This window comes from Enterovibrio coralii, from assembly GCF_001559595.1.
In the GTDB taxonomy this organism is placed as follows: Bacteria; Pseudomonadota; Gammaproteobacteria; order Enterobacterales; family Vibrionaceae; genus Enterovibrio; species Enterovibrio coralii.
Genome location: NZ_LNTY01000032.1, coordinates 73,551 through 97,313, shown reverse-complemented (window position 1 = coordinate 97,313; position 23,763 = coordinate 73,551). Strand labels below are relative to the sequence as shown.

At 47.2% G+C, this 23,763-nt stretch carries 21 protein-coding genes and 2 pseudogenes; 13 read left to right on the top strand and 10 right to left on the bottom strand.

Translation table 11 applies throughout. From position 1 onward, the window contains the following. Positions 1-107: 107 nt before the first annotated feature. The 7 genes from sbcB to purT all read left to right on the top strand — a co-directional run bounded on the left by sbcB (position 108) and on the right by purT (position 6,816). Positions 108-1,532 carry an exodeoxyribonuclease I gene (sbcB, locus tag ATN88_RS10480; protein WP_067415200.1) on the top strand — a complete coding sequence of 475 codons (1,425 nt, stop codon included), beginning with the start codon at positions 108-110 and terminating at the stop codon, positions 1,530-1,532. Between the two features lie 125 nt (positions 1,533-1,657). Continuing rightward, on the top strand, positions 1,658-2,173 hold the full coding sequence (locus ATN88_RS10475) for a hypothetical protein (RefSeq protein WP_067415197.1): 516 nt from the start codon (positions 1,658-1,660) through the stop codon (positions 2,171-2,173). Positions 2,174-2,332: 159 nt separating this feature from the next. Further along, positions 2,333-2,680, top strand: a complete 348-nt coding sequence (locus ATN88_RS10470) for a CidA/LrgA family protein (protein ID WP_067415195.1) — start codon at positions 2,333-2,335, stop codon at positions 2,678-2,680. Beyond that, positions 2,680-3,381 (top strand): LrgB family protein, encoded by a 702-nt coding sequence (locus tag ATN88_RS10465; RefSeq protein ID WP_067415192.1) that lies wholly within the window; start codon positions 2,680-2,682, stop codon positions 3,379-3,381. Before ATN88_RS10470 ends, ATN88_RS10465 begins: the two co-directional genes overlap by 1 nt. Before the next feature lie 135 nt (positions 3,382-3,516). Next, the gene (gene cdd / locus ATN88_RS10460) at positions 3,517-4,404 is read left to right on the top strand and encodes a cytidine deaminase (RefSeq protein ID WP_067415188.1); all 888 of its coding nucleotides are present in this window, start codon (positions 3,517-3,519) and stop codon (positions 4,402-4,404) included. A 132-nt stretch (positions 4,405-4,536) separates the two neighbouring features. Further along, positions 4,537-5,424 (top strand): DMT family transporter, encoded by an 888-nt coding sequence (locus ATN88_RS10455; RefSeq protein WP_157490698.1) that lies wholly within the window; start codon positions 4,537-4,539, stop codon positions 5,422-5,424. A 216-nt stretch (positions 5,425-5,640) separates the two neighbouring features. Further along, a complete protein-coding gene (gene purT, locus ATN88_RS10450; RefSeq protein WP_067415180.1) occupies positions 5,641-6,816 on the top strand; it encodes a formate-dependent phosphoribosylglycinamide formyltransferase in 1,176 nt (391 codons plus the stop codon). Positions 6,817-6,877: 61 nt separating this feature from the next. Here purT and ATN88_RS10445 read toward each other — a convergent pair whose 3' ends face one another. Further along, positions 6,878-7,519 carry a thiopurine S-methyltransferase gene (locus ATN88_RS10445; RefSeq protein ID WP_067415177.1) on the bottom strand — a complete coding sequence of 214 codons (642 nt, stop codon included), beginning with the start codon at positions 7,517-7,519 and terminating at the stop codon, positions 6,878-6,880. A 196-nt stretch (positions 7,520-7,715) separates the two neighbouring features. On the opposite strand from ATN88_RS10445, the gene ATN88_RS10440 reads away from it, so the two are divergent. Both ATN88_RS10440 and ATN88_RS10435 read left to right on the top strand, forming a co-directional pair. Beyond that, positions 7,716-8,216 (top strand): SulA-like leucine-rich domain-containing protein, encoded by a 501-nt coding sequence (locus ATN88_RS10440; protein ID WP_067415174.1) that lies wholly within the window; start codon positions 7,716-7,718, stop codon positions 8,214-8,216. Between the two features lie 216 nt (positions 8,217-8,432). Next, on the top strand, positions 8,433-9,842 hold the full coding sequence (locus tag ATN88_RS10435; protein WP_067415171.1) for a basic amino acid/polyamine antiporter: 1,410 nt from the start codon (positions 8,433-8,435) through the stop codon (positions 9,840-9,842). Positions 9,843-9,848: 6 nt separating this feature from the next. Here ATN88_RS10435 and ATN88_RS10430 read toward each other — a convergent pair whose 3' ends face one another. Then, positions 9,849-10,253 carry a hypothetical protein gene (locus tag ATN88_RS10430; protein ID WP_067415168.1) on the bottom strand — a complete coding sequence of 135 codons (405 nt, stop codon included), beginning with the start codon at positions 10,251-10,253 and terminating at the stop codon, positions 9,849-9,851. A gap of 246 nt (positions 10,254-10,499) precedes the next feature. Then, complete coding sequence (locus tag ATN88_RS10425) at positions 10,500-10,874, bottom strand: hypothetical protein (protein WP_067415165.1); 375 nt, start codon at positions 10,872-10,874, stop codon at positions 10,500-10,502. A gap of 239 nt (positions 10,875-11,113) precedes the next feature. Here ATN88_RS10425 and ATN88_RS10420 point away from each other — a divergent pair. After that, positions 11,114-11,802, top strand: a pseudogene (locus tag ATN88_RS10420) (DUF2982 domain-containing protein). Between the two features lie 22 nt (positions 11,803-11,824). On the opposite strand, the gene ATN88_RS10415 reads toward ATN88_RS10420, so the two are convergent. Further along, on the bottom strand, positions 11,825-12,478 hold the full coding sequence (locus tag ATN88_RS10415; protein ID WP_067415162.1) for an MBL fold metallo-hydrolase: 654 nt from the start codon (positions 12,476-12,478) through the stop codon (positions 11,825-11,827). A 242-nt stretch (positions 12,479-12,720) separates the two neighbouring features. Here ATN88_RS10415 and ATN88_RS10410 point away from each other — a divergent pair, with 242 nt between their 5' ends. Next, positions 12,721-13,539, top strand: a complete 819-nt coding sequence (locus tag ATN88_RS10410; protein WP_067415157.1) for a UDP-2,3-diacylglucosamine diphosphatase — start codon at positions 12,721-12,723, stop codon at positions 13,537-13,539. 24 nt (positions 13,540-13,563) lie between these two features. Next, positions 13,564-15,309 carry a GNAT family N-acyltransferase gene (locus ATN88_RS10405; RefSeq protein WP_067415152.1) on the top strand — a complete coding sequence of 582 codons (1,746 nt, stop codon included), beginning with the start codon at positions 13,564-13,566 and terminating at the stop codon, positions 15,307-15,309. 67 nt (positions 15,310-15,376) lie between these two features. Here the strand turns inward: ATN88_RS10405 and ATN88_RS10400 are convergent, their stop codons facing one another. The 6 genes and pseudogenes from ATN88_RS10400 to ATN88_RS10375 form a co-directional block, all read right to left on the bottom strand. Beyond that, positions 15,377-15,928 carry a DUF882 domain-containing protein gene (locus tag ATN88_RS10400; protein WP_067415149.1) on the bottom strand — a complete coding sequence of 184 codons (552 nt, stop codon included), beginning with the start codon at positions 15,926-15,928 and terminating at the stop codon, positions 15,377-15,379. A gap of 278 nt (positions 15,929-16,206) precedes the next feature. Next, positions 16,207-17,848 (bottom strand): annotated as a pseudogene (locus ATN88_RS10395) (L,D-transpeptidase family protein). Positions 17,849-17,949: 101 nt separating this feature from the next. Continuing rightward, on the bottom strand, positions 17,950-19,008 hold the full coding sequence (locus ATN88_RS10390; protein WP_232313076.1) for a DUF1513 domain-containing protein: 1,059 nt from the start codon (positions 19,006-19,008) through the stop codon (positions 17,950-17,952). A gap of 36 nt (positions 19,009-19,044) precedes the next feature. Further along, complete coding sequence (locus ATN88_RS10385) at positions 19,045-20,049, bottom strand: imelysin family protein (protein WP_067415142.1); 1,005 nt, start codon at positions 20,047-20,049, stop codon at positions 19,045-19,047. A gap of 7 nt (positions 20,050-20,056) precedes the next feature. Continuing rightward, positions 20,057-21,433 carry a di-heme oxidoreductase family protein gene (locus ATN88_RS10380; protein WP_067415139.1) on the bottom strand — a complete coding sequence of 459 codons (1,377 nt, stop codon included), beginning with the start codon at positions 21,431-21,433 and terminating at the stop codon, positions 20,057-20,059. Between the two features lie 79 nt (positions 21,434-21,512). Then, positions 21,513-22,769 (bottom strand): imelysin family protein, encoded by a 1,257-nt coding sequence (locus ATN88_RS10375; RefSeq protein WP_067415135.1) that lies wholly within the window; start codon positions 22,767-22,769, stop codon positions 21,513-21,515. Positions 22,770-23,087: 318 nt separating this feature from the next. Between ATN88_RS10375 and ATN88_RS10370 the strand changes: the two genes are divergently transcribed. After that, complete coding sequence (locus ATN88_RS10370; protein ID WP_067415132.1) at positions 23,088-23,564, top strand: MarR family winged helix-turn-helix transcriptional regulator; 477 nt, start codon at positions 23,088-23,090, stop codon at positions 23,562-23,564. Positions 23,565-23,763: the final 199 nt, after the last annotated feature.

The window sequence follows — 23,763 nt, the reverse complement described above, 5'->3', positions numbered from 1 at the left end:
AACCTTTTCCCATCAGCATCGAACCTGCCCTGAACCGTGCAAGAAGGAAGATTTTTCCTAGTAACTGCGGTAATATCCTATGGTCAATCAAACCTTTGGAATACACCGTGGCACACTCCAACGAACCAACATTCTTTTTTTATGATTACGAGACATTCGGAACCAGCCCTGCACTAGACAGACCCTGCCAATTTGCGGGTGTCAGAACAGATAAAGATCTGAATGTGATTGGTAAGCCGTTGGTGATTTATTGTCAGCCACCCAATGACTATCTGCCTCAGCCAGAGGCGTGTTTGATTACGGGTATCACACCGCAAACGGCAATGAGACAAGGCTTACCCGAGCCGGAATTTATCGCAAAGATTCATGAAGAATTGTCGGTACCAAATACGTGTGGCGTGGGTTACAACAACGTTCGATTTGACGATGAAGTGTCTCGTTACACCCTTTATCGTAACTTCTTCGACCCGTACGGTTGGAGTTGGCAAAATGGAAACTCCCGCTGGGATCTCCTCGATGTCATGCGCGCCGCCTATGCGCTTCGCCCAGAAGGTATCGAGTGGCCGGAAAACGACCAAGGCTACACCAGCTTTAAACTGGAACATCTTTCTGTTGCGAATGGCATCGAACACAGCAATGCGCATGACGCGATGGCTGACGTGTATGCCACTATCGAGATGGCGAAGAAGTTGAAAGCCGCGCAACCAAGACTGTTTGATTACCTCTACACCCACAGAAACAAAAACAAACTGACACCGCTGATTGACGTAGTGTCGATGAAGCCGCTGGTACACATTTCTGGCATGTTTGGTGTAGAACGAGGAAACACAAGTTGGATCGTGCCAGTCGCTTGGCATCCAGAGAATAAAAATGCTGTTATCACGGTCGATTTGGCTCGTGATCCTTCACCATTGTTTGAACTTGATGTGGATGCGCTGCGAGAGCGTCTCTACACCAAGCACGATGATTTAGGACCAGATGAGCTTCCAGCACCCGTGAAGCTGATTCACATCAACAAGTGTCCTGTACTTGCAGAGGCGAAGACGTTGCGCCCTGAAGATGCAGAACGATTGAATATCGATCGAATGGCGTGCTTAGAAAATCTTAAAAAGCTTCAAGCGCACCCTGAAGTGCGAGAGAAGCTCGTTGAGCTCTTCGCCGAGAAACGAGAGTACGATGACGTAAACAATGTTGATGCTGCCTTATACGACGGTTTCTTCTCACCGTCTGATCGCTCAACGATGGACATCATCCGTCAAACACTGCCTGAGAATTTGCCTGCGCTCGATATCCAAGTATCAGACGCGCGCATCAAACCACTGCTGTTCAGATACCGTGCTCGAAACTATGCATGGACACTGACGGAACAAGAGCAAAAACAGTGGCATTTGCACCGCAGGGACTACTTTGAGACTCACTTGCCAGCCTACATGGCGAACCTAGAGGCTCTTGCTGAATCACATCAAGATGATCAAAAAAAATTCGGCATCCTAAAGTCGGTTTACCAGTATGTTGAATCTCTAGTTTCATAATAAATACAACACCTTACCCTTACTGATAATTTAGTGACCCGTTACAAGCGTCGTTGAAATTTCAACGACGTTTCATTTGAATTTTTGTGAATTGCGTCCACACTTTTTAAATAGTGAATGGTGTTTTGGATGAAAAAATGGTCACAAAAGTAAACAGCAGGTGTTATCGTTTTTCTGACGTCGATTTCGAGCCGGAATCGAGAACGCTTTATTGGAGAGATTGCTCAGTCACGACGTTGACCTACGAGGAATGTCGTCTGCTTGAGATGCTTTGCTACCATGCTGGTGAAGTGCTCTCTGCGCGTGTCCTTTATACATCCACTTCGCTCCCAGACACTACTTTCACTCAACATCAAAACAGCCTTTGCTCGCTATTGGCGAAGTCCTACCGCCAAGGGGAGAAAGTCCTGCCGCTAGACGTCGTTGGCGATTACGGTTATCGCGTCGACTTGCCACAGAAAACGTACCAACGCGAAGTTGAATCAGTGCCTGAGCCGTCTGAGCCTGATGAGTTGGACATCAACCTTGAAATGCCTGATGTCGACAATATTGAACCGCCAAAGAACAAGAAAATCATCGGTATTTCAATTGCCTGCATCTCCGTTTTGGGTTCAGCCGCCGCAGCATTCTTTTTGATCTAACCTCCCTTACAGCTGCTGTCTCGCTCCGCTTCTTCTTGCTTCCATTGAGGGTCTTTGTGACCCTCAATCTATATATGCAAAAATACAATGTTAATTGTCGAGATTTTTTAGTCGTCAACGTACTAAAATTGTCGGGTCGCTTTCTAGAGAGTTCCCAACGTGAAATACCTGCTAGGCCTTGTCCTCATTTTCGTTTATTACCTCATCGGTACCCTACTGACAAAGGCTCTCAATCTGCCAATGCCAAGCAGCATCATCAGTATGCTGTTATTGTTTGTGAGCTTAACGTCTGGCATTGTGCCTGCGCGCTGGGTGAAAGATGCCTGTACACTGCTCATCACAGTGATGCCACTGTTCTTCATTCCTGCAAGCATGGGCTTGATGGATCATTTTCACTTGTTGATTTCAGAATCAATGCCTCTTCTAGGCGCGACACTCGTGAGTTCTGTTACCGTCCTTGTCGTGATGTCAAAAGTGCTCGACAGACTGCACAAGGAGGCTGAGTAATGTGGTTAATCGCTACGCTTGTGGTTTACTTTGTCGCCCGTCAGATCGCACTTAAAGTCCGCCATCCGGTGTGTAATCCTCTATTGCTGAGTCTGTTAGTACTCATGCCAGCTGTGATTTACTCCGGTGAAACCTACCAAGGTTACTTCAAAGAAAATGAAGCCATAAACTTCATGCTTGGCCCAGCAGTGATCGCACTTGCTTACCCTCTCTACGAGCAAATGCATGTGATTCGCCAGCACTGGAAAATCATTCTATTGGCTTGTTTGGCGGCCAGTATCGCATCCATGATTTTGGGTGGCGGATTGGCATTGTTGACTGGCGGCAATTTAAAAATAGCGGCAACCGTATTACCAAAATCAATCTCAACCCCCTTTGCGCTTAGTACTGCTGGGCAAATTGGCGGGATCCCTGCGGTTTCAGCAGCACTTGTTGTGCTAGCGGGCTTATTTGGTGCCTTGATTGGCTATCCGCTTCTCAATCTTATGAAGATAAAATCACCGTTGGCGCGTGGTCTTTCCATCGGTGCGGTTTCCCACGCTATTGGTACAGCTAAAGCGGCGGAAAGTAACTATCAGGAAGGGGCATTGAGCTCCTTGGCCTTGGTTATTTGCGGGATTATGACCACCGTCTTGGCTCCGTTAATTTTCCATCTCACAACTTGGCTCTTGTGTGACCAACTTTCGATGTGCCTCACATGAAATCGAATTCATGTGAGTTCAACCTAAACTATGTAATATTGAAATTAGTTACATCATATAAGTGATCACGATCACATTAAGTTATTGCAGTTTGTCGATAGAATATCTGCCCATATAACAACACACGGAGCTGCCATGCGAGTCAGCGTTCAAGAAGCCATTTCTGCTCTTTCTTCACCTCTGAAAGAAGAAATGGAAAAGATTGTTAGTTCTCCAGATTTTGATGCGACTATCGGTCCTGAAGACTTTGCGTCACTTTCTACTGTTACTGGCCTGTCTGATGCAGATCTGCGCGTTGCTATGCTGCCAGTCGCTGCTGCCTACTCTGTAGCACCCATTTCTAAATTCTATGTTGGTGCCATTGCCCGCGGTGCATCTGGTCGCCTTTACTTTGGCGCGAACATGGAATTCGAAGGCGTTCAGTTGAGCCAATCCGTGCATGCTGAACAATCAGCAATTAGCCACGCTTGGTTGAAAGGTGAAACCAGCCTGACCGACATCACCATCAACTACAGTCCTTGTGGCCACTGTCGTCAGTTTATGAACGAACTGAACGATGCCGACAAACTGGAAGTTCAGTTGCCACAGCGCGAAGCAATGCTGCTTCACAAGTATCTGCCAGAACCTTTTGGACCGTCAGATCTAGGCATTGAAGAACCACTGCTGGCTCCACTTAATCACGGTATGATTGCGCACGAAGATGATGCGCTAATTCAAGCCGCAATGGGTGCGACAAACCGCAGTCATGCGCCTTACTCAAAGAATATTAGCGGCGTCGCCATTCGCGATAAGCAAGGCAATATCTTCTCGGGTATGTATGCAGAAAATGCGGCATTTAACCCTAGCTTGCCTCCTCTGCAAGTCGCAATGATCGCCATGAATCTTGCTGATGTTAGCCTTTCAGAGATTCAAGACGTTGTCTTAGTGGAAAAAGCAAACGCTGTGATCAGCCACCTTCAAGACACGCAAGCCGTTCTAGAAGCACTGAACCCAGATATCCCATTGGCATATCTTGCGGTGTAAACGCCACTTCTAGGCGTTTAATCTGTTAAGTATCAAAAAAACGCCGGTCATTCCGGCGTTTTTTGTAATATCACTTCCCCTAATAGAAATTTTCGTTACTATCACGTCTCTTTTAAATTTACCCGTATACCCATGACTCAACGACACAATCCCGTTCTCGGGGCAACATGGATGCTGACCGCTGGCCTATGCTTTGCCATGGTAAACAGCCTTGCTCAGTACGTCAGTTTCAAAATGCAACTGCCTTCCACTACCGTTGCGTTTATCCAGTATTTCATCGCACTTATCGCTATGGTGCCTTGGCTTCGTTCGATGGGCTTTAAAGAAGCACTAAAGACCGAGCACTTTGGCATGCACTGCTTGCGTGTTTTCTTCTCGGTGATCGGTATTCAGCTTTGGCTTTGGGCACTGGCCTATCCCGTGCCAATTTGGCAAGGTATCGCGCTGCTGATGACATCTCCACTTTTTGCCACCATTGGCTCTGGTCTGTTTTTGGGTGAGAAAGTCGGCCCAGCACGCTGGATTGCAACGCTCGCAGGCTTTATTGGCGCAATGATCATTCTTGAGCCTTGGTCTGATGAATTCACCTGGGCGACCTTGCTGCCAGTTGGTGCCGCCGTATTCTGGGCAACCTACTCACTGATGGTGAAAAAGCTTTCACATAATGACTCGCCAACAACCATGGTGGTTTATCTGCTTGTACTGATCACGCCGTTTAATATCGTGCTGGCAATTCCAGAATGGTCCATGCCTTCTGGCACCTTGGTTTGGGTGATGTTGTTGGGTGCTGGTCTGTTAACAGGTCTTGCGCAGTGGGCGATTGCGAAAGCGTATGACGTTGCGGATGCGTCTTTCGTTCAACCATTCGACCACGCCAAATTGCCGCTAAATGTGCTATTTGGATTCTTGGTGTTTGGATGGGTACCACCTGGCAGACTGTGGTTAGGTGCTGCCATCATCATTGGTGCCGTCTTCTTTATTACCCACTGGGAAACGCGAAAAGCCGCCAGTGCGAAGTAACTAAAGTATTGAAAGAAACACCCTCTTGAAAAAGCCACCTAACAAGGTGGCTTTTTTATGCCTTCTCGCTGCTAACCGATAAACCGCCTCTCTAAGCCCATTTTCGATTTAAACGAATCAAAACTGAATTGACCACAAAACCAAAGCAAACGCTTGCGCAAACGTTTGCTTAAGGTAAAATCAGCTGCAATTTCTTGTTGTTGGTGGAAGATAATCATGATCGGAACAGCTACCCGCCCTGGCGCAACTCGTGTTTTGCTACTGGGCTCTGGTGAATTGGGCAAAGAAGTTGCTATTGAGTGTCAACGTCTCGGTATCGAAGTCATCGCATGTGATCGCTATGCCGATGCGCCTGCAATGCAAGTGGCACACCGCAGCTATGTCGTTGATATGCTGGATGGCGATGCACTGGCCCATATCATTGAGCAAGAAAACCCTCATTTTGTTGTTCCAGAAATTGAAGCCATCGCCACAGACAAGTTAGTTGAGCTTGAACACGCTGGTGTAAATGTCGTGCCAACCGCACGCGCAACGAAATTGACCATGAACCGCGAAGGCATCCGCAGATTGGCGGCGGAAGATCTCAATGTACCGACTTCGCCTTATGCGTTTGCCGATAGTTTGGAAGAACTGGAAGTAGGTATCGCAAGTGTCGGCATGCCATGTGTTGTAAAACCCGTCATGAGCTCATCGGGTAAAGGCCAGAGCGTTATCAAAACAAAAGCCGATATCCAAACAGCATGGGATTATGCGCAAGAAGGCGGTCGCGCTGGTCGCGGACGCGTCATTGTAGAAGGCTTCGTTGCGTTTGATTACGAAATCACGCTGCTTACTGTCAGTGCGGTCGACGGTATTCACTTCTGTGCGCCAATCGGACACCGCCAAGAGGACGGCGATTACCGTGAGTCTTGGCAACCACAAGCAATGAGCGACAAAGCCCGCCAAGCGGCAGAGGATGTCGCGCGTAAGGTTGTAACTGCACTGGGCGGTTATGGCTTGTTTGGTGTTGAACTCTTTATCCGTGGTGACGAAGTGCTCTTCAGTGAAGTTTCCCCTCGCCCACACGATACAGGCATGGTGACGCTGATTTCTCAAGATCTCTCAGAATTTGCGCTTCACGTTCGCGCATTCTTGGGGCTGCCTATTAACAGTATCCGTCAGTTTGGTCCGTCGGCGTCAGCGGTTGTTTTGGCTGAAGGAACATCTGAAAACATTGCCTTCAGCGGTATTGCTGCTGCTCTCCAAGGCGTGGACACGCAACTGCGTCTATTCGGCAAACCTGATATTGATGGCCGTCGTCGACTTGGCGTCGCACTGGCTAGAGACGAGAGCATTGAAGCGGCAGTTGAGAAAGCTGTTAACGCCGCAGCGTGCGTAAAAGTCTCTTTCTAACGCCCGCCTAACGTGATCAAAAAAGCCACCTCTTTTGGTGGCTTTTTACTTCGCGTTTCTACTACGGCTTTTCGATTAACCACACTTCTTCAGAAAAGTAGGTCGCCTCTTTTCCTTTTGGCGGCCGGTCACATTGATCATCACGATTCAAATGCGTAATCGTGCAACCCGCGAACAGTGTTTTCACTTCCTCAGCGGTCACCGCAAAAGGAGGACCATCCATTTGAGCCTGCGGATAGTCCAGTGTTACTAACAAGATTTTCCCGCCTGTTTGCAACAGTGACAACAGCCTTTCAGTGTACTGAACACGCATACTCTCTGGCATTGCTATCAATGCTGCTCTGTCGTAAATCAAAGGATACGTCGCGAGCGGCGCAGTGAAATAGTCACCACTGTATAGAGCGATTTCATCGAACTGATACAGCTTCATGGTTGGGCTAATCGAGGTCACCGTCGGTGTGTAGAAGTGTTCAGCGAAAAAGGCCCTTACAGCTATTTCACTGAGTTCCACGCCGACGACTTCATTGTGCTTGCTCGCCAACCACGTCAAGTCTTCTGTTTTGCCACACATTGGCACGAACACCGCGTCATCACGCTTTGGCTCAAGCACTGGCCAGTACTTAATTAACAAAGGGTTAGTATCTGAAAGATGAAAACCAATGCGGTTTTCTGCCCAACGGCTATGCCAAAACTCCTGATCCATACAGTGTTCTTCCTCGAAAATTTTTAGCCGCCAATGATAGCAAGGTGTGAATGACAGGCAAATACCGAATTCCGCCACGCAAATAGCGTGAATTACGTGATCTGCATCTCGATAAACTTCATTTTCCTATTGTTTTTCGGCAAAAACACAACTACTGTATGCGCATACAGTATTGGATATTCATACAGGAACCAACATGAAACAGATGCTCGCGCTTTCTCATTCAGTACAACATTCACCATTCACTCGTTCTGTCGTCCGCGATTGCTATGCACGTGTGGCGGCTGGCACCCGTAGCTTTCACTCCTCAGTGAATTCGTTAAATACTGAAACGGCTGCACATCATTTGGTTTCTGTTAATGTCTATCGCGACAACATGAGTGAGCTTGCTTACTTGTTGCGTCTGCTGAAAAGCCTCAGTGAGTCCAACAAGTGGATTACGTTAATCGCGCCACCAGCAGGTTTCAGTACATCTCTGTTAGTGAAGGCAGGGATCGATGCAAAACACATTCGCATCGCGCGTCCAACACCACAGCATGACGCGTCAAGCTTGCTGGAAAAAGCACTGACCTGTAATACATCCGCTGCCGTCGTTGCTTTCGGTCAGACTCATGACTTTGACACCGCAGACCAACTCGCTGCTCTGAACGAGACTCCGACTTTCGTCATCAATGGTTTTGGTGCTCAGCTACACTGATCCACCCTGTATTTCACACTGCGCACATTCCTGTCTCATGGTGCATTCCGTTTTATCTTTAAAGCGGAATGCTCAAAACTCACACAAGCCCTCGCCAACTATTTCATACAAAAACAATCCTGGAATCATTAATCCCATTTCTGAGTAATTCTCCGAGTGCTAACTTTAACTATACTTCCCCAACTTATGATGTTTCGTTAAATTTTAGGTAGTACTTTGAGCAATAAACTGGATTTAAAAGCGCTAACAGCTCTCGTAATTGGTTCGATGATTGGCGCGGGAGTATTTAGTCTTCCGCAGAATATGGCAGCAGTTGCCAGCCCCGGAGCTGTCACCATTGGCTGGGCTATCACAGGTTTCGGTATGATCTGTCTGGCTCTGACCTTTCAGCAATTAATCCAGATAAAACCAGAAATCAAAGGCGGCGTGTTTGGTTATGCGCAAGCAGGCTTTGGTGACCTCATTGGCTTCTTTTCGGCGTGGGGCTATTGGTTAAGTGCCACTGTTGCCAACGTGTCCTATCTGGTTATTGTGTTTAGTACACTCGGACTGTTCTTCGATACCAGCACTTTCACGCTTTTCGGCAACGGCAATACCCTCTTTTCCGTTGCAATGTCCTCGATTCTGATTTGGCTTGTTCATACCCTCGTGTTACGTGGAGTGCAGACAGCCGCCATCGTCAACTACATCACGACGATCGCTAAACTCATTCCGATCATTGTCTTCATCATTGTGGCGTTGTTTGCTTTCCACTGGCATACCTTCACCTTCGATTTCACTGGCGCAAACATCCCGGGTGAAGCGAGTCTTTTTGAGCAGATCAAACAAACCATGCTGATAACGGTTTGGGTGTTTATTGGTGTTGAAGGTGCGGTTGTGGTCTCAAGCCGTGCCAAAAGCAATGCCGATGTGGGTCGCGCGACGATTCTTGGTCTGCTGATTTGTTTGTTCCTTTACGTCTCAGTAACGCTGCTATCCATGGGTGTCGTCTCTACGCCGGAGCTGGCGAAATATCAAAATCCATCAACCGCGAAAATTCTTGAGGCTCTGATTGGCGAAGCTGGCGTGGTTATGATTGGTGTTGGCTTGATTATCTCCGTAAGCGGGGCTTACTTAAGCTGGACCCTTCTGGCAACAGAGACACCCTACACGGCCGCGCGTGATGGCATGTTCCCGAAGTGCTTTGGAAAAGTAAACAAGAACGGCACGCCATACAATTCACTTTGGCTAACCAGCATTGTTATCCAACTTTGTTTGTTCGTGATGTATGCCATCGGTGGCGGCTATGATGACTTGCTAACGATAGCGTCTGAAATGATTTTGGTGCCCTACCTCTTGGTAGGTGGCTATTTAATGAAAGTGGCGTATGGTGAAGGACTGTCAACCAAAGTGAAGCTCGTTTCTTCATTGGCGACGATTTACGGTATTTGGTTGCTCTATGCGTCAGGCATTCACCATCTGCTGTTGGCAGCCCTGCTCTACATCCCTGGTATCATTTTCTACATGATTGTGAGAAAGGAGAAAGGCGAGCACGGATTCAGTAAAGGCAACAAAATTGTGCTCGGCTTTTTGGCATTAGCAGGCTTTGTGGCGGTTTACCTGCTCATTAAAGGTGTGACACTGTAACCCAATCTACATTAGCGTAACTTGCAGGTATTCTCTGTCCTCACTGAATTGCTGCAGTTGCGCTTCTGTGTGTTTAATGATTTTCGCCAGTTCCTTTTCATCCAGTGAATACGGCAGCATGATATTCAACTGATGAATATGGCGAACACGCGCCAGCTCAATAAGCATAATCAGGTTAGAAACGTCGCTGTTCAAAGACGATAGAGATTGGCTCGCAATCTTTGCGAACTCTTCGCTTGGAAAACACCTCTCTTTCTTTTCATCGTCAGAAGAAAAGCTCCAAGGTACGAGATGCAGCAGCGTTTTAATAAACGTTCGATTGTACTTATTGGACTCGCACAAAAAGCGCGTGTAGTCATAGTTTATGACACAGGACGGTTTTGTATCCGTACTATCCAAATATCCAGTCATAGCAAGTCCCATTTGCTTTTATTGTTTTTAGGATAATGTCCAAGTTAACACTCAATATATGTGTTTTTTTGGATTTCTCTCGCGAATAAAGTAGAAGTTTGTACTCGATCGTTTAATTTCTTTCGACGCCTAAATTTCCAATCAGCACGCATTACATAGCGTTAACAGACCGGAAACCAGCACCCAAATTCAGCAACAAAAAACCAGCCCGAAGGCTGGTTAAAAATTGGGGTGTTGCGAAAGCGATTACAGTGCTTTGTAAATCACTTTGCTGCCAACTTGTACGCGCTCAACCATGCCTTCCTCGGCCAGTTTTTTCAGAGCACCGGTTGCCCAAGATGCTGCTTTTGCATCTTCTTGGCCAGCCGCTAGGCCGATACCTTTAGGGTTGATGCCTTCTGCGTTTTGGCGAACAATATCTAGTACTTGTTGCTGTTTAGGCGTAAGAGAAACATCAGCTACCACTTTAGGTGCTTCTACTTTCTTCTCAACAGCTGGCTTAGCTGCCGCTACTTTCTTAACAGCCGCTTCTTTTTTGATAGACGCATTAACTACTGCTTTTGCAGCCTTAATGTGTTTTTGAAGCTTCAGTTGAACTTTGCGTTTGTGAGAGATTTTCATTAAATCGTCCTACTTCGATGCACTGCGTTAAGCATCCCCTGAATACAGCAGGGTGAAAAACAAAGCGCGTTTTATACCAAAATTCACAGTCATTTTGTAGCTCTAACTCAGATAGACGGCAAAACTTGCGCTAAGCGTCAGAAACCGCATGATATTTTGTTCAAGTTATCATCAACCCATTCTACGGTTAAGTGATCGTACTACGCTTAAACCGAGTAGAAATTAAGAGATCAGGCTTTGTGGCGAGAAAAAGATTGCTTATTTATCCACCGAATCAACGCATAGGAAAGTATTTCACCGTCGCCGTGTTGGTGCTGGCAATCATCGTTCTTGCGTTTATCGTGACCATCCCACAAGTGAAAACCGTGCCTGCGCTTATCGGCCTTGCCTAATGGCAGGGTGCGGCGTCTATATATCCACAGTTATCGATGAGAACAAGCTGTCATTTTCACTGTCAGACATGCACCTTCAACACCATACCGGTAAAGGTGGCTGGAGTGTGAAATGGTCAGACATTAAAGAAATTGGCGTGCCCAGTGTCTCGCACGATGGTTGGCATCAACCCCTCCCCTGGGTAGGTATCCGCCTCAAAGACTACGAGCCTTTCTTAGACAGCATCAGTTTCCGTCTCGCCAGCCAAATCGTGATGGAGCAGCGAGGACTGCTCTTGAGCGCGTACCGACGCGCAGAAGAACCGACCAACACCAAACTCGAAGATATGATGTTTGACGATACACCCTACGTGACCGCATCGGGCAAAGAGTACAAAGGCCTTGTCGCCATGCTGGCAAACAGAATGCGCTACACAAGAGAGCTTTTGGGTTACGACGTTTTCGTCAGTGAAGATCTGTTAGACAGACCACTAAACGATTTCGTGGGATTGACGAGAAGGTATTTGGCTTCTGCGGGCAGAACACCCGCAGAATAATGGCTAATAAGCTTGAATCTGATTACCAGATTGGCATTTCATCTGCCACGTAAGGATTGGTCTTACGCTCGTTACCAAAAGTAGACGTTGGACCGTGACCTGGCACGAAAGTGACATCGTTGCCCAGAGGGAACAGCTTCTCTTTGATTGAGCTGATCAGGGTTGCGTGGTCACCTTTCGGGAAGTCGGTACGACCAATGCTGCCGTTGAACAGTACATCCCCTACCCAAGCGATTCGCGCTTCTTCACTGAAGAACACAACATGACCAGGCGTATGACCCGGCGTATGAATCACAGCCAGCTTGTTCTCGCCGACCATCACTTCATCGCCTTCATTCAACCATTCAGTTGGGTCAAATGCTTCTGTACGCGCAAAACCGAACATTTCGCTTTGAGCAGGCAATGCTTGAAGCCAAAACGCATCTTGTTTCTCTGGACCAATAACCGGCACCTTGTACGCTGCTGCGATTTCTTCTGTGCCACCCACGTGGTCAAGGTGACCATGCGTCAGCAATACCTTGGTGACGTTTACGCCAAGCTCGTTAATTTTAGCTACCAGCTTAGAAACGTCGCCGCCCGGATCAACCAATGCCGCTTCATTGGTTTTATCACACCAGATAATTGAACAGTTTTGTTGAAATGCCGTCACGGGAACGATTTCGTACTTCAGAGCCATATTAAATTCCGTATAAATGCGAAAAACCGCCAAAGCATAACATGGTCGTCCTTTCATTTTAACGAGAACATGGTAAGCACCGCGAATCGACGGTTATTCAGAGGGTTAGCGTTGACGTATTGGGTCTATGTCATTGCAATGCAATCACTTTGACACAGCTACGTCACTACGTTGAAAAAACAGCGTCATCTGTAGGCAGTAGCGTAATTCTTAGTGAACGTTTAATTACCTAAACAGTGCCTATGAACTCATACTCAGTGCGTACAATGTGGATCTCTGATCTGCACCTCGGTAATAAAGATTGTAAAGCGCGATTCCTGCTCGACTTCCTCAACAAACACAACGCTGAAACTATCATTCTGGTTGGCGATATCGTTGATTTCTATTCAATGAAATCAAGCCATCATTGGCCTGAATCCCACAGCCAGATCCTTTCATTGCTGATGAGCCGCGCCCACAGTGGCACCAGACTCATCTACATTCCCGGCAACCATGATGCGGTAGTGCGCCAATACCTTTCGTTCGACTTCGGACGCATTGAAGTCAGGTCGAGCTATATGCACGAGACGGTTACCGGCAAGAAAGTCATCGCGGTACACGGTGATGAATTTGACAGTGCCGTTTGCCACAAACGTCTCACTGCGATGGCTGGCGATGTGGGTTACGACTTGTTGCTGTTTCTCAATCGTTGGTGGTCTAGAGCGCGCCAGCGCATGGGATTTCCCTACTGGTCACTGGCTTCCTACATCAAATCCAAAGTGACATCAGCAAACGTCGCCATTCAACGATTTGAAACGGCTGCGATTCAATACGCCCGCCGAAAAGGGGCGAACGCTATCGTCTGCGGTCATATTCATCACCCAGACATGAAGATGATCGGGGATGAAATGTACCTCAACGACGGCGACTGGATAGAAAACTGCACGGCATTGCTTGAGCTAGATGATGGTTCTTTGCAATTGGTTCGATGGACAGAAAAATGCGAATTGATTGATGAAACCAGAACGTTTGCTCTTCCCGCGCCTTCGCCTCAAACAACTAAAAGTACAGAAGCAGCATAATGCGAACGTGCTGTAAGGATAACCATGTTCAATATTGATGATGTCATCGCAACCAATTATCCCTCGTTAGCAGGAAAACCTTGGCTAGCCCGCCCTGTGAGTTCGACACTACAAAAGCTACTTCACCAAGACGCCTTTCATGACTTTCGAGAAAAATACCCCTACCTAAAGGGGTTTGAGTTTGTCGAGCAGGTGCTCGATTACTTTCGCTTTAGCTATTCTACCAGCGACAGACAAAGAGAACGCATCCCAAACACAGGTCGGGTCGTGATTATCGCCAACCACCCTATTGGTTCACTCGATGGGCTGGCGTTGCTTAAAATGGTCAAAGAAGTTCGTCCAGATGTAAAGGCCATCGCCAATAACTTGCTCATGCAAATTGAGCCTTTACACTCCTGTTTGCTGCCCGTGAACAACATGTCCGGCAAAACGCCCAAAGAAAACCTGAGAAAAATTGATGAGTGGCTTCAAAATGAAGGTGCGCTGATCATCTTCCCGGCGGGTGAAGTTTCTCGATTCGGGCCGACAGGCGTGAAAGACACAGCGTGGCACAGTGGCTTTTTGAGAATGGCATCGAAAGCAAAAGCCCCTATCCTTCCTATCCATGTCGATGGCAGAAACTCCGCCGTCTTTTACGGTGCCTCCATGGTGTATAAGCCGTTATCCACCCTTTTGCTCGTCAATGAAATGTTCGCTCAAGAGAACAACAACATCGCTTTGACCATCGGCGAGTCCATTCCTTACTCGAGCTACAACACCAGTGCTAATTTGCCAATTAAAACGCGCGTGAAACTGTTCAAACGACACCTGTATAACCTTGCAAGCGGAAAGTCAGGCGTGTTTCCTACGGAATCGGCGATTGCCTCACCAGAGCCTCGACTTGCGCTCAAAGAGGAATTGGAAAACAGCGAACACTTGGGGACAACGCCTGACGGAAAAACGATTTATCTCTATCGTTACCGCGACGAATCCCATGTCATGCGGGAGATTGGACGGTTACGCGAAGTCGCGTTTCGGGCTGTCGGCGAAGGAACCGGACAACGTCGAGACATCGACAAATACGATCAACATTACTTTCATTTGGTGCTTTGGGATCCTAATGCACTCGATATTGTTGGCGCATATCGATTCTGTGATACCCAAGCCGTCATCGCCCAACATGGCATTGATGCGGTGTACACAAACACCTTGTTCAACTACGACAAGGAAATGAATACTGTGTTGAATCAGGGTTTGGAGCTTGGCAGAAGCTTTGTTCAACCCAAGTATTGGGGAAAACGCAGCCTCGACTACCTGTGGCTCGGTATTGGGGCATTTCTGGCGAAACATCCTCACTACCGCTATTTATTCGGTCCCGTCACCATCAGTAATGCGATGCCGCAAGCGGCGAAAGAGCTGCTGATTTTCTTTTACAGCACCTATTTTGGCAGCACTGCCTCTTATGCTACGTCGAAGCGTCCTTTCAATCTGGATTCGCAAAAACAACATGAGCTGCTGAGTCAGTTTTGTGGCGACGATTACCAGCAGGATTTAAAAACGCTCAAGATGTTACTCGACAACCTGGGGACGGCGATACCAACGCTTTACAAGCAATACAGTGAGCTTTGCGAGCCCGGTGGCGTTCAGTTTTTGGATTTTGGCGTGGATCCAGATTTCGCCGATTGTATCGACGGGTTAGTCATGGTCGACATGACCAAACTAAAAGAAAAAAAGCGCCAGCGCTACATTGCCTCTCACTTTCCAAAACGTATGGCTGAAGCGTTGGCTTAATACGGTTCTTTGTTGCCACAAAAAAGGCGCGATATCTATCGCGCCTTTCTGCATTTTGACAAGGGTCTTACCAAGACCTTAGCGGCCCAGTATCTACATGGATAAAGCCACTTTTGGGGTAATATCCTACGCCACCCGCTTTCAGCGATAACGCCGCATCGCGCAGTTTCGCCAATGGCACGCCTTCGACAAAGAAATCTATTGCCTGACCTGTCATGTGGTAGCTCTTTTTGGCTTGGCCACCACCGTTTTGTCTCAACATTTCGTTTGTCGCTGGAGAACGATAGCCGGATACCATAGTGATAGGATTTGGTGCCTTTACAATGCCACAAATCGCCACAAGCTGGTCATAGAGCTTTGGATCCATCTCCGTCGATACATTTCGACGATGGTCTCGGCAAAGGTGGTTCAATTCACCCAGCCCTTCTTGCAAATACTGCTGACCATCGAAATAGCAAACATCAAGGTGTTCACCCGTATTAACACTGGTCATCGCTAAATTGCGAGGTTTACCCTGAGAGACAGGGAGAGCTAATGCGGTGCTTGGCAGCGCAATTGCAGCCAGACACGCCGCACCACCCATTAACAGGCGGCGACGTTGGATATCCAAACCGTCCATAAAAACCAATCATTTCCCACAAACAATGTTTCATAACGCATGGCGATGTCGCGAACGAGGTAAACACCCTACGCGCTCGGCCACAAAACAAAGGGGAATCTATCGGCTAGAGATCAAACAATCAAATACAGAAGTGTCTCGAAAATGAGCGATAATATGTAAAAACATCACCTTCGTGCTGATATTTCACGCAAATTTTGATTTGTCAGAGAAATGTAAATAAATGCAATTATCACGAAGCGAACACATAATGCTGTGTTCGCCGCTTTTGTGACCAATTAGATTGGAGAACGGCTTGAAGCCAAAGAAGACATAGAGGTGCTATTTCGCTTTGGGCGCGCATCATAGTGATAAACATCATCACGAAATTCAACGACCCCTCATCATTCACCCACGCCGTTTGATAGATGGTGTGAACGGCAACGTGTTTTCTTAGCGATACCCATTTGGTTTCTGGGATCTGACGGTAGTAGTCATAATCACCAAACTCTAAACCTGACTTGTTCAGCAAAATCTGCGCGAGCGTTTCTGCTTTTTGAACACGAATACACCCTGAGCTGTATGCGCGACGTTCTTTGTTAAACAAACTCTTTGCAGGCGTGTCATGAAGGTAAATCGCATTGCCGTTTGGTGTATTGAACTTATAGCGACCCAGCGCATTGGAGTTTCCCGGCGATTGCTGGAGGCGATAAGGGAAATTTCGGGGCGTGACCGTCTCCCAATCGATTTCTTCAGGCTGAATAACATTGCCATTCACCCAACTGCTCAACACAGTATAGGAGTGCTTAGACAAGTATTCGTTGTCTTCTCGTACTTTCGGGAGGATGTCCTCACGCATGATTTTAACCGGCACATTCCAACTAGGGTTGAACACCACTGAATCCAATCGCGACTCAAACAACGGTGTGCGACGCTCGGACGCCCAACCACGACTTTACTATCTAGGATCAACTGACTGTCTAGCCAAAGCTCCATTTCATAGTTTGGAATGTTAACAAGAATGATTTTCTCGCGCTCAGTCGGCCACAGACGCAAACGCTCCATGTTCAACGCAAGGATTTGAATACGCGCATTCACTGACTTGTTGAGCCAACGACGCGTCTTGTTCCCAATAACGCCATCCACTTTCAAACCGTGACGCTGTTGGAAGCGTTTCACCGCTTGCACGAGCGACGCATTGTAAAAGCTGACTTTTTCTATTTTCAGTCGTTGCGCTTCATAGGTGTTGAGCACACCTTGTCTTTCCAGATTGGTAATGAGGCTATCCGCGTTATCCAGCTTCTCACCATGCTTGATTAACCCACGCTGCACAAACTTCGGCCAGTAAGTCGGCTCAAGGTCTTGTAATGCCACAATCGCTTGCGCCATCTCTTTGTACTGGGGTGTTTCTGGTCTCAGGCCATGCACAAAGCCATACAATTTGTTTTTCATCGCTGAAACCAAGAAGCGATTCATTTGCGTGAGTGTGGGTGATGCTAACGCTTCGTCGATATCTGTTCCGAAGAACCAGCTTTTCCCATTTTCTGGCACCGACTCAATGTAACTCATCAGTGCCAGCAAACTGTCGGTGGCAAACACGTCATATGCGCGCCAATCACCACTGGCACGAAGCTCTCTAAGGATCACTGCACGCCATTCGAAATCCTGACTAATGCCCGCCAGAGAAATGATATTAATTTGGGTTTCTAACTCATCTTTTGCACGGTAATCATGCCAAATAGGAGAAAAAGAGAAGGTTTCGTAGATATTGGCAACGTCATTGGAATAGGTGATGAGACCCACTTCAGGCTCGGCTTGCTCAACCCATAACAACGCTTCTTCCGACGCACGACGCTCGTCAGCTGCTTGTAACGCCATTGCCGCTGAAGGGATCAGGGCAAATACAATCAGTGCCTTGAAAATCGTACGGACAGAAAGCATGTGTCACCTCCAAATAGAGATCTTAGTATGGCAAATGACACAATTTTCGTTGGCGGAATTTTTATGAATATTAGAAATCAGATATTTAGAAAAGCATGACCTTAAAGCATGACCCAGTGATTATCCCAAACCACATCAGAATCATGATAAGTATGACTTTTTTCCGTTTTTTGCATGACGAGCCGGCCACTTCCTGAACTCAGTGCAAAACCCGTTTTGTCAGCGGAAGCGCCTGATGCATCAAGCAAAGATCCGATTTCGAGTAGTTCTCCTGATTTCATATCCCAAACACCAAAACAATTCCCTCTTGGTGATGTCGCCACAATCTGTGAATCTGTACAGGCAACACTGCCAATGTAGTGGTTGAATCGTTGCCACTGATCTTCTCTCGCATTCAACGAATAAAACTGTCCACCTGACGACAGCACAGCAAGTAGAGGAAGCGCGTCTTCACTCTCCCCTTTATATTGCTGTGCAACAACCACTCCACCAGAAGACGTCACGGCCATATGGCGAATACTCAATTGATGGTCGTGCAACTCGTATCTTCCCTTTATCTCACCGTTTTCACGATCAAGAAGCACCAAAGCCGGTGCCATGTCATCGATGTTGAGCTTTTCCCTGCCGCGCGTTTTGATTCCGCCCACAGCGACAGCGAGCGTCGTGTCATTGACCACTCTTATCTCATGAGGACCGATACCGAAGCCAGAAAATTCCCGCACTTTACTCAATCCGCCACTCGACGATATTTTGTAAACGCCAACTATGCCTTCACTGGTTTCTGTAACACCTTCACTTGTATACAAATACTCTCCATGCACATCACCGTGGCCATAAAAGATTCGTCCTTCTTGTTGTTCAAAGAGAGACAACACTTTGCCGCTATCGGTATCGATGACCTGAATAAACTCACCGGGTCTGCGCGCAAAAACGAACGCGATGCGATGATCTTTACTCAAGGCAATACCATGCCCTCGTTTGGGTAGCGGTACGCGATAACATGGTTTGCCATCGACGGAGATGGCAGAGACTTCAAAGCCACCGTCAGCCCTTTGAGCGCATCCCAAAAGCACGGGGAGCTTTTGTTCTTTGCTGCTTTGACGCGAGCCAAATGCACCTGCCATCAAACCACTCGCACATACCACGCCTAGAGTGGACAACAAAAACCGCCTACGTTTTTGACTCATTGACATCAACTAGTCACCATCAGTCGAGTTGAATCCAACGATCATGCCCAGTGCAGGGCCTGCCTCATCATGCAGTGCCAGCTTGATATACTCCAGATTGTTCAGCAACGTAATCATCGAGCGATAACCTTCTTTGGATTCCAACAAGGACTTTAATCCTGTGCCAGACGGAATACTGTCTATCGCTGTCACCCAATGCGCGGACAAGCGTTTTGCAAGCTCAGCTTGCTTGTGAGCTTCAAGTGCAGGCTCCAATGTCTGTTGATACAAACTTTGCAGGTGGACAATATTTTCACGAAGTACCGTGAGGGATTGTTGCGAGCGCCAAGATTGAGCTTGGTAGGGTTTTGGATAGCCGGGTTTACCCATTGGTAGTTCAATCGCTTTCATAGTGGCATCTAGCTGTGCAGCAAGTAGTCTCAAAGCGTCTGTATCTTTCTGCTTCGCTTCAACATCCTGCCAAGGATTTGTCGACCATGATCTTGATAGGTCTTGCGCAGAGCTCTCTATGCGTTGCGCGACCGCCTTCATCAAAGCACAATGCGTTTCGACTTTACCTTGGTTGCTAGGGTCGAACAGAAGCCATTCCATCGCCCCCAGTCCCTGCACCGCAACACTTTCCTTTCCAATAGAATCAGACGAATACTCGCCACCTTGTTGTAATAGCTTTGCCATTTGGCGACCAGTGGTGTTCTTCTTGTCGGGATAAAACTGAATTTGCCAGCTCAACGCTGTTGCTTGTTCGTTTCCTACATTCGCACCTTGAAGCGGTGCCCACGCCTTCATCGCATTTAGCCAAGCTTGTTGAGTCTCACTCAGTGATGCCTTGTTTTGACAAAAGCTCGTCGTCGAACCGACTAATGCGGAGGCCGCACGAGAAAAATCTTGAGACGCTGTCTGTTGAATCGTCCAAAGGACATCTTTGGATTCAGTTGTCTTGGCTTCCAGCTCACAGCCTGACAAACCTAAAAGTGCGATAAATGAGAGCGGAAATATGACCAGTGTTTTGTTCATCTTTTACCTACAAAGAATTAAGGAACGCTATCAATGCTTCACGCTGTTCCTTGTTGAACCCTAAAACCTGTTGTTTGCTTGATGCAGCTTCACCGCCATGCCACAACACGGCTTCCATGACATTGCGTGCCCTTCCATCATGCAAAAACTCGGTATGACCGTTAACTTCTTCGGTGTAACCCAGCCCCCATAGCGGTGCCGTTCGCCACTCTTGCCCGTTTGCTAAAAACTCTCCACGGTTATCTGCCAACCCTTCTCCCATGTCATGTAAGAGAAGATCGGTGTATGGATGGATCAACTGATTGCTAAGTACTGGACGTCCTTTAACAGTGCCAGTGGTCATTGCGCGCTGGTGACAACTTTGGCAGCCCGCTTCAACAAAGAGAGCCTCCCCTTGTTGCACCAGAGGATCATCGAGATTCCTTCGCTTCGGCACGGCTAAGTGCTGCGAATAGAATTCGACAAATTTGAGGATTTTTTCACTGACTTCTGGTGAACCACCATTTGGCAGTGCATCACAAAGCGGTTGCGAGGGTGAGCAGTTTTCAGCAGGAAACAATGCAGACGTTAAACCCAAGTCACCATTGAATGCCGCTGCATTTTGTTGCATCAAATTGGGCTGACCTGCTTTCCATCCAAAGCGGCCGAGTGTTGTCTCCCCTGATTCGATGTCCCAGACCTTGTTGGGACGCCCTGAAATACCCCTCCCAGCTTTCTCTTGCGATGTCGCAAAACCCAAAATAGTTTGCTCAGGGATAGATTCCAAAAGACCTAAACCTATCATTGGTGGCGCGACACGCAGCGACATCTGTGTATCAGGATGCATCTTTCCATAGTTCAAGTTTGTTATTTTCAGAATTGGCTTTCTTAGCTCAACCGCGTAGCCGTCTTTGAAGGTTTCCGTGCGCGTCTCATAGGAAAGGTCAATCTTTCCCTCTTCTTTAGAGCCGGGCAACGCGAAATCCTGAAGTTGGCCGCCATATGTCGGCTCAGGGACATTTCCATGTTTCTTTAGCCACGCTTTCTGTTCCGCAGTGATGGCTGGAATACTTAATCGAACAAGGATTGAGACTGCATTGATATCGTCATCCGCGGGGAGATGTCCTCTTCCATCCTTGATATGGCAATTCTGACATCCATTTGTGTTGAACAATGGACCGAGACCATCTCTAGCGTCAGTGGAAGCCGGTGCACTTACCCAAGGGTTGCGAAAAAAGCTGTTCCCCACACTGAAATCAATGCGTTCAGAAAGGGGAAGATTCGATGCCGGTTGGGAAAAGGCGTCTGCCCCTTGTTGAGCGGTGGTTGTATCACCACCTGACTTAACAGAAGCAGATAGGTTCGTTGAAAAAACGAGGAGTAAGGTGAGAAAAGAATACTTCATACTTTCAGTAAACAGTCATTATCGCTATAACCACAAAAGCCCCCGATGAGACCGGGGGCTTATCTTTTGACGTTGCAAATTAGAACTGATGATCCGCCGTATCAGGGTTCAAGTTGCTGATACCAATTGCCGACGCGACTTGCTCAATGCCTTTGGTTTGCTGAACAAGCGCACTGATTGCGTTGTTAACCAGCTTATTACCTGCAGCATTATCAGAAGCAATCAGCTGATCGAAGTACACGTTTTGTTTCTCTGCAGATTCAACCAGTTGGTACACTTCTTTCTTCGCATTGTCGAAGTCTGCTTTGATGGCCGAAGCAGATTTTGGATCGGAAGCTTTTACCATGTCATACAGTGATGGACCGGTTAACGTCGAACCATCCACTTTCTTGTATGTACCGGTAAAGACGTTATAAATACCGAGTTCGTTATAGTAGTGAGAGTTGTGGGTATTATCAGAGAAGCAATCGTGCTCATCTTCTGTCGAGTTAGCCTCGAGTGCGACCTTCATACGCTCACCCGCTAGCTCACCCAAAGACAGCGACCCCATGCCAAACAGCATTTTACGCAGGCCGTTATCTGAGCTTTCAGAAAGCAGCGTTGCGCGGTAGTTGCTCTTCTGACCTTCCGCCCATTGGTTTTCCATCCAATCAAGGTCAGACACCAAAAGCTCGGCGGCCGCTTTCAGATAGTCACGACGGCGGTCGCAATTACCATTCGTACAGGCATCACCGTAAGCAAAGTCAGCGTATGAGCGATCACCTGCACCCGCTTTAGTGCCATTTAAATCTTGTCCCCAAAGGAGGAACTCAATCGCGTGGTATCCAGTAGCAACATTGGCTTCTGAACCTGCAAGTTCATTCAAAGACGCCAGCAGCTCTGGTGTGATTTTGGAAACATCGAGGGTTTCACTTCCCATTTTGAGCGACGTGCTGCCGACGATGTTTGCAACCGCACCTGGATTACCCAACTCATACTGATAGTCGTCCGCTACGTAATCAATCAAGCCTTCATCCAAAGGCCATGCATTCAGCTGCCCTTCCCAATCATCAACTATGCCGTTGCCGAAACGGAACACTTCGGTTTGTTGGTAAGGAACACGAGCTGCCAACCAAGCTTCTTTTGCGGCTTGCAAGGTTTTTGCTGACGGGTTTTGGTTAAGTGCATCGATCGCTTTTTCCAATGTCACAGCCGTTGAGTGAGCATCGGTAAACACAGCATGAGCCAAGTCAGCATAGTGTTCTACAACCTGAGGAGCGGTTGACGCAGAAGCCTGTGAGGAGATCCCTGCAAAAATCAACGCAGAGCAAGCGATTGCAAGAGATGAGCGTTTCATATTCCTTCCTTGAATGTACGTTAAGTAACAACATTTGATAATTGATAACGATTATTACATTTATTTACACTTACATTCAAACGCAAATGCTAATTAATATCATTTGATTAATGTGGCGATCACAACATCTTGCTGTAAAAGATGAAAAGTCTTAGAAATGAGCATTCAATAGCAAATAATGATGTGATGGTTTTCGCTTATTCTTTTCCAAATGTGTAAGGTTTGGTAAGAAACGTGCAAAAGGCCTTTGCAAAAACAAGGTTTGCACAGATAATTTCGCCGATTTTTATAACTTGCAGTTTTTAAGGAGACGCTTCAATGGAGAAGCACGAAGAGGTATTGGTTGCATTGAGGCAAATCATCCGTGCCATCGATCTGCATTCTAGAAAGTTGAATAAAGAAGCAGGATTAACTGGTCCGCAACTGGTACTGATGAGGGCTATTCATGACCTTGGTGAGGTAACGATTCGTCAACTTTCAAATCACACCAACATGAGTCAGGCCACAGCAACAACGATTCTTGATCGTCTTGCAAGCCGTAACCTCATCGTACGTGTAAGAAGCAGCTTGGATAAACGTAAAGTGCACGCGCATCTTACGCCAGAAGGCGTATCGGCACTTGAGCAAGCACCTAAGCCGCTGCAAGAAAGCTTTATTTCTCGTTTTCAGGCGCTCGAAGAGTGGGAGCAATCACTTCTTATTTCCTCTGTTCAACGCATCTCATCCATGATGAACGCCGACAGCATTGACGCAGCACCGCTGCTTGAAGTCGCTCCACTGACTGATTCGCACTAAAACACCCAGTAAAAGCCCTGTTGGGGCTTTTACTTTTTCCCTGCCTTAAACCACCTTTCTGAATCCTCTCTCGAATAACCTTGCTTTTTATGTCACTACATTAGTGCATACTTATTTTTTAAAATTAATTTTCCATACATAACTTTCTAAAAAATAAAAGATGAATGTCAGGTTTCTGGACATGCACTTCAATTACCCA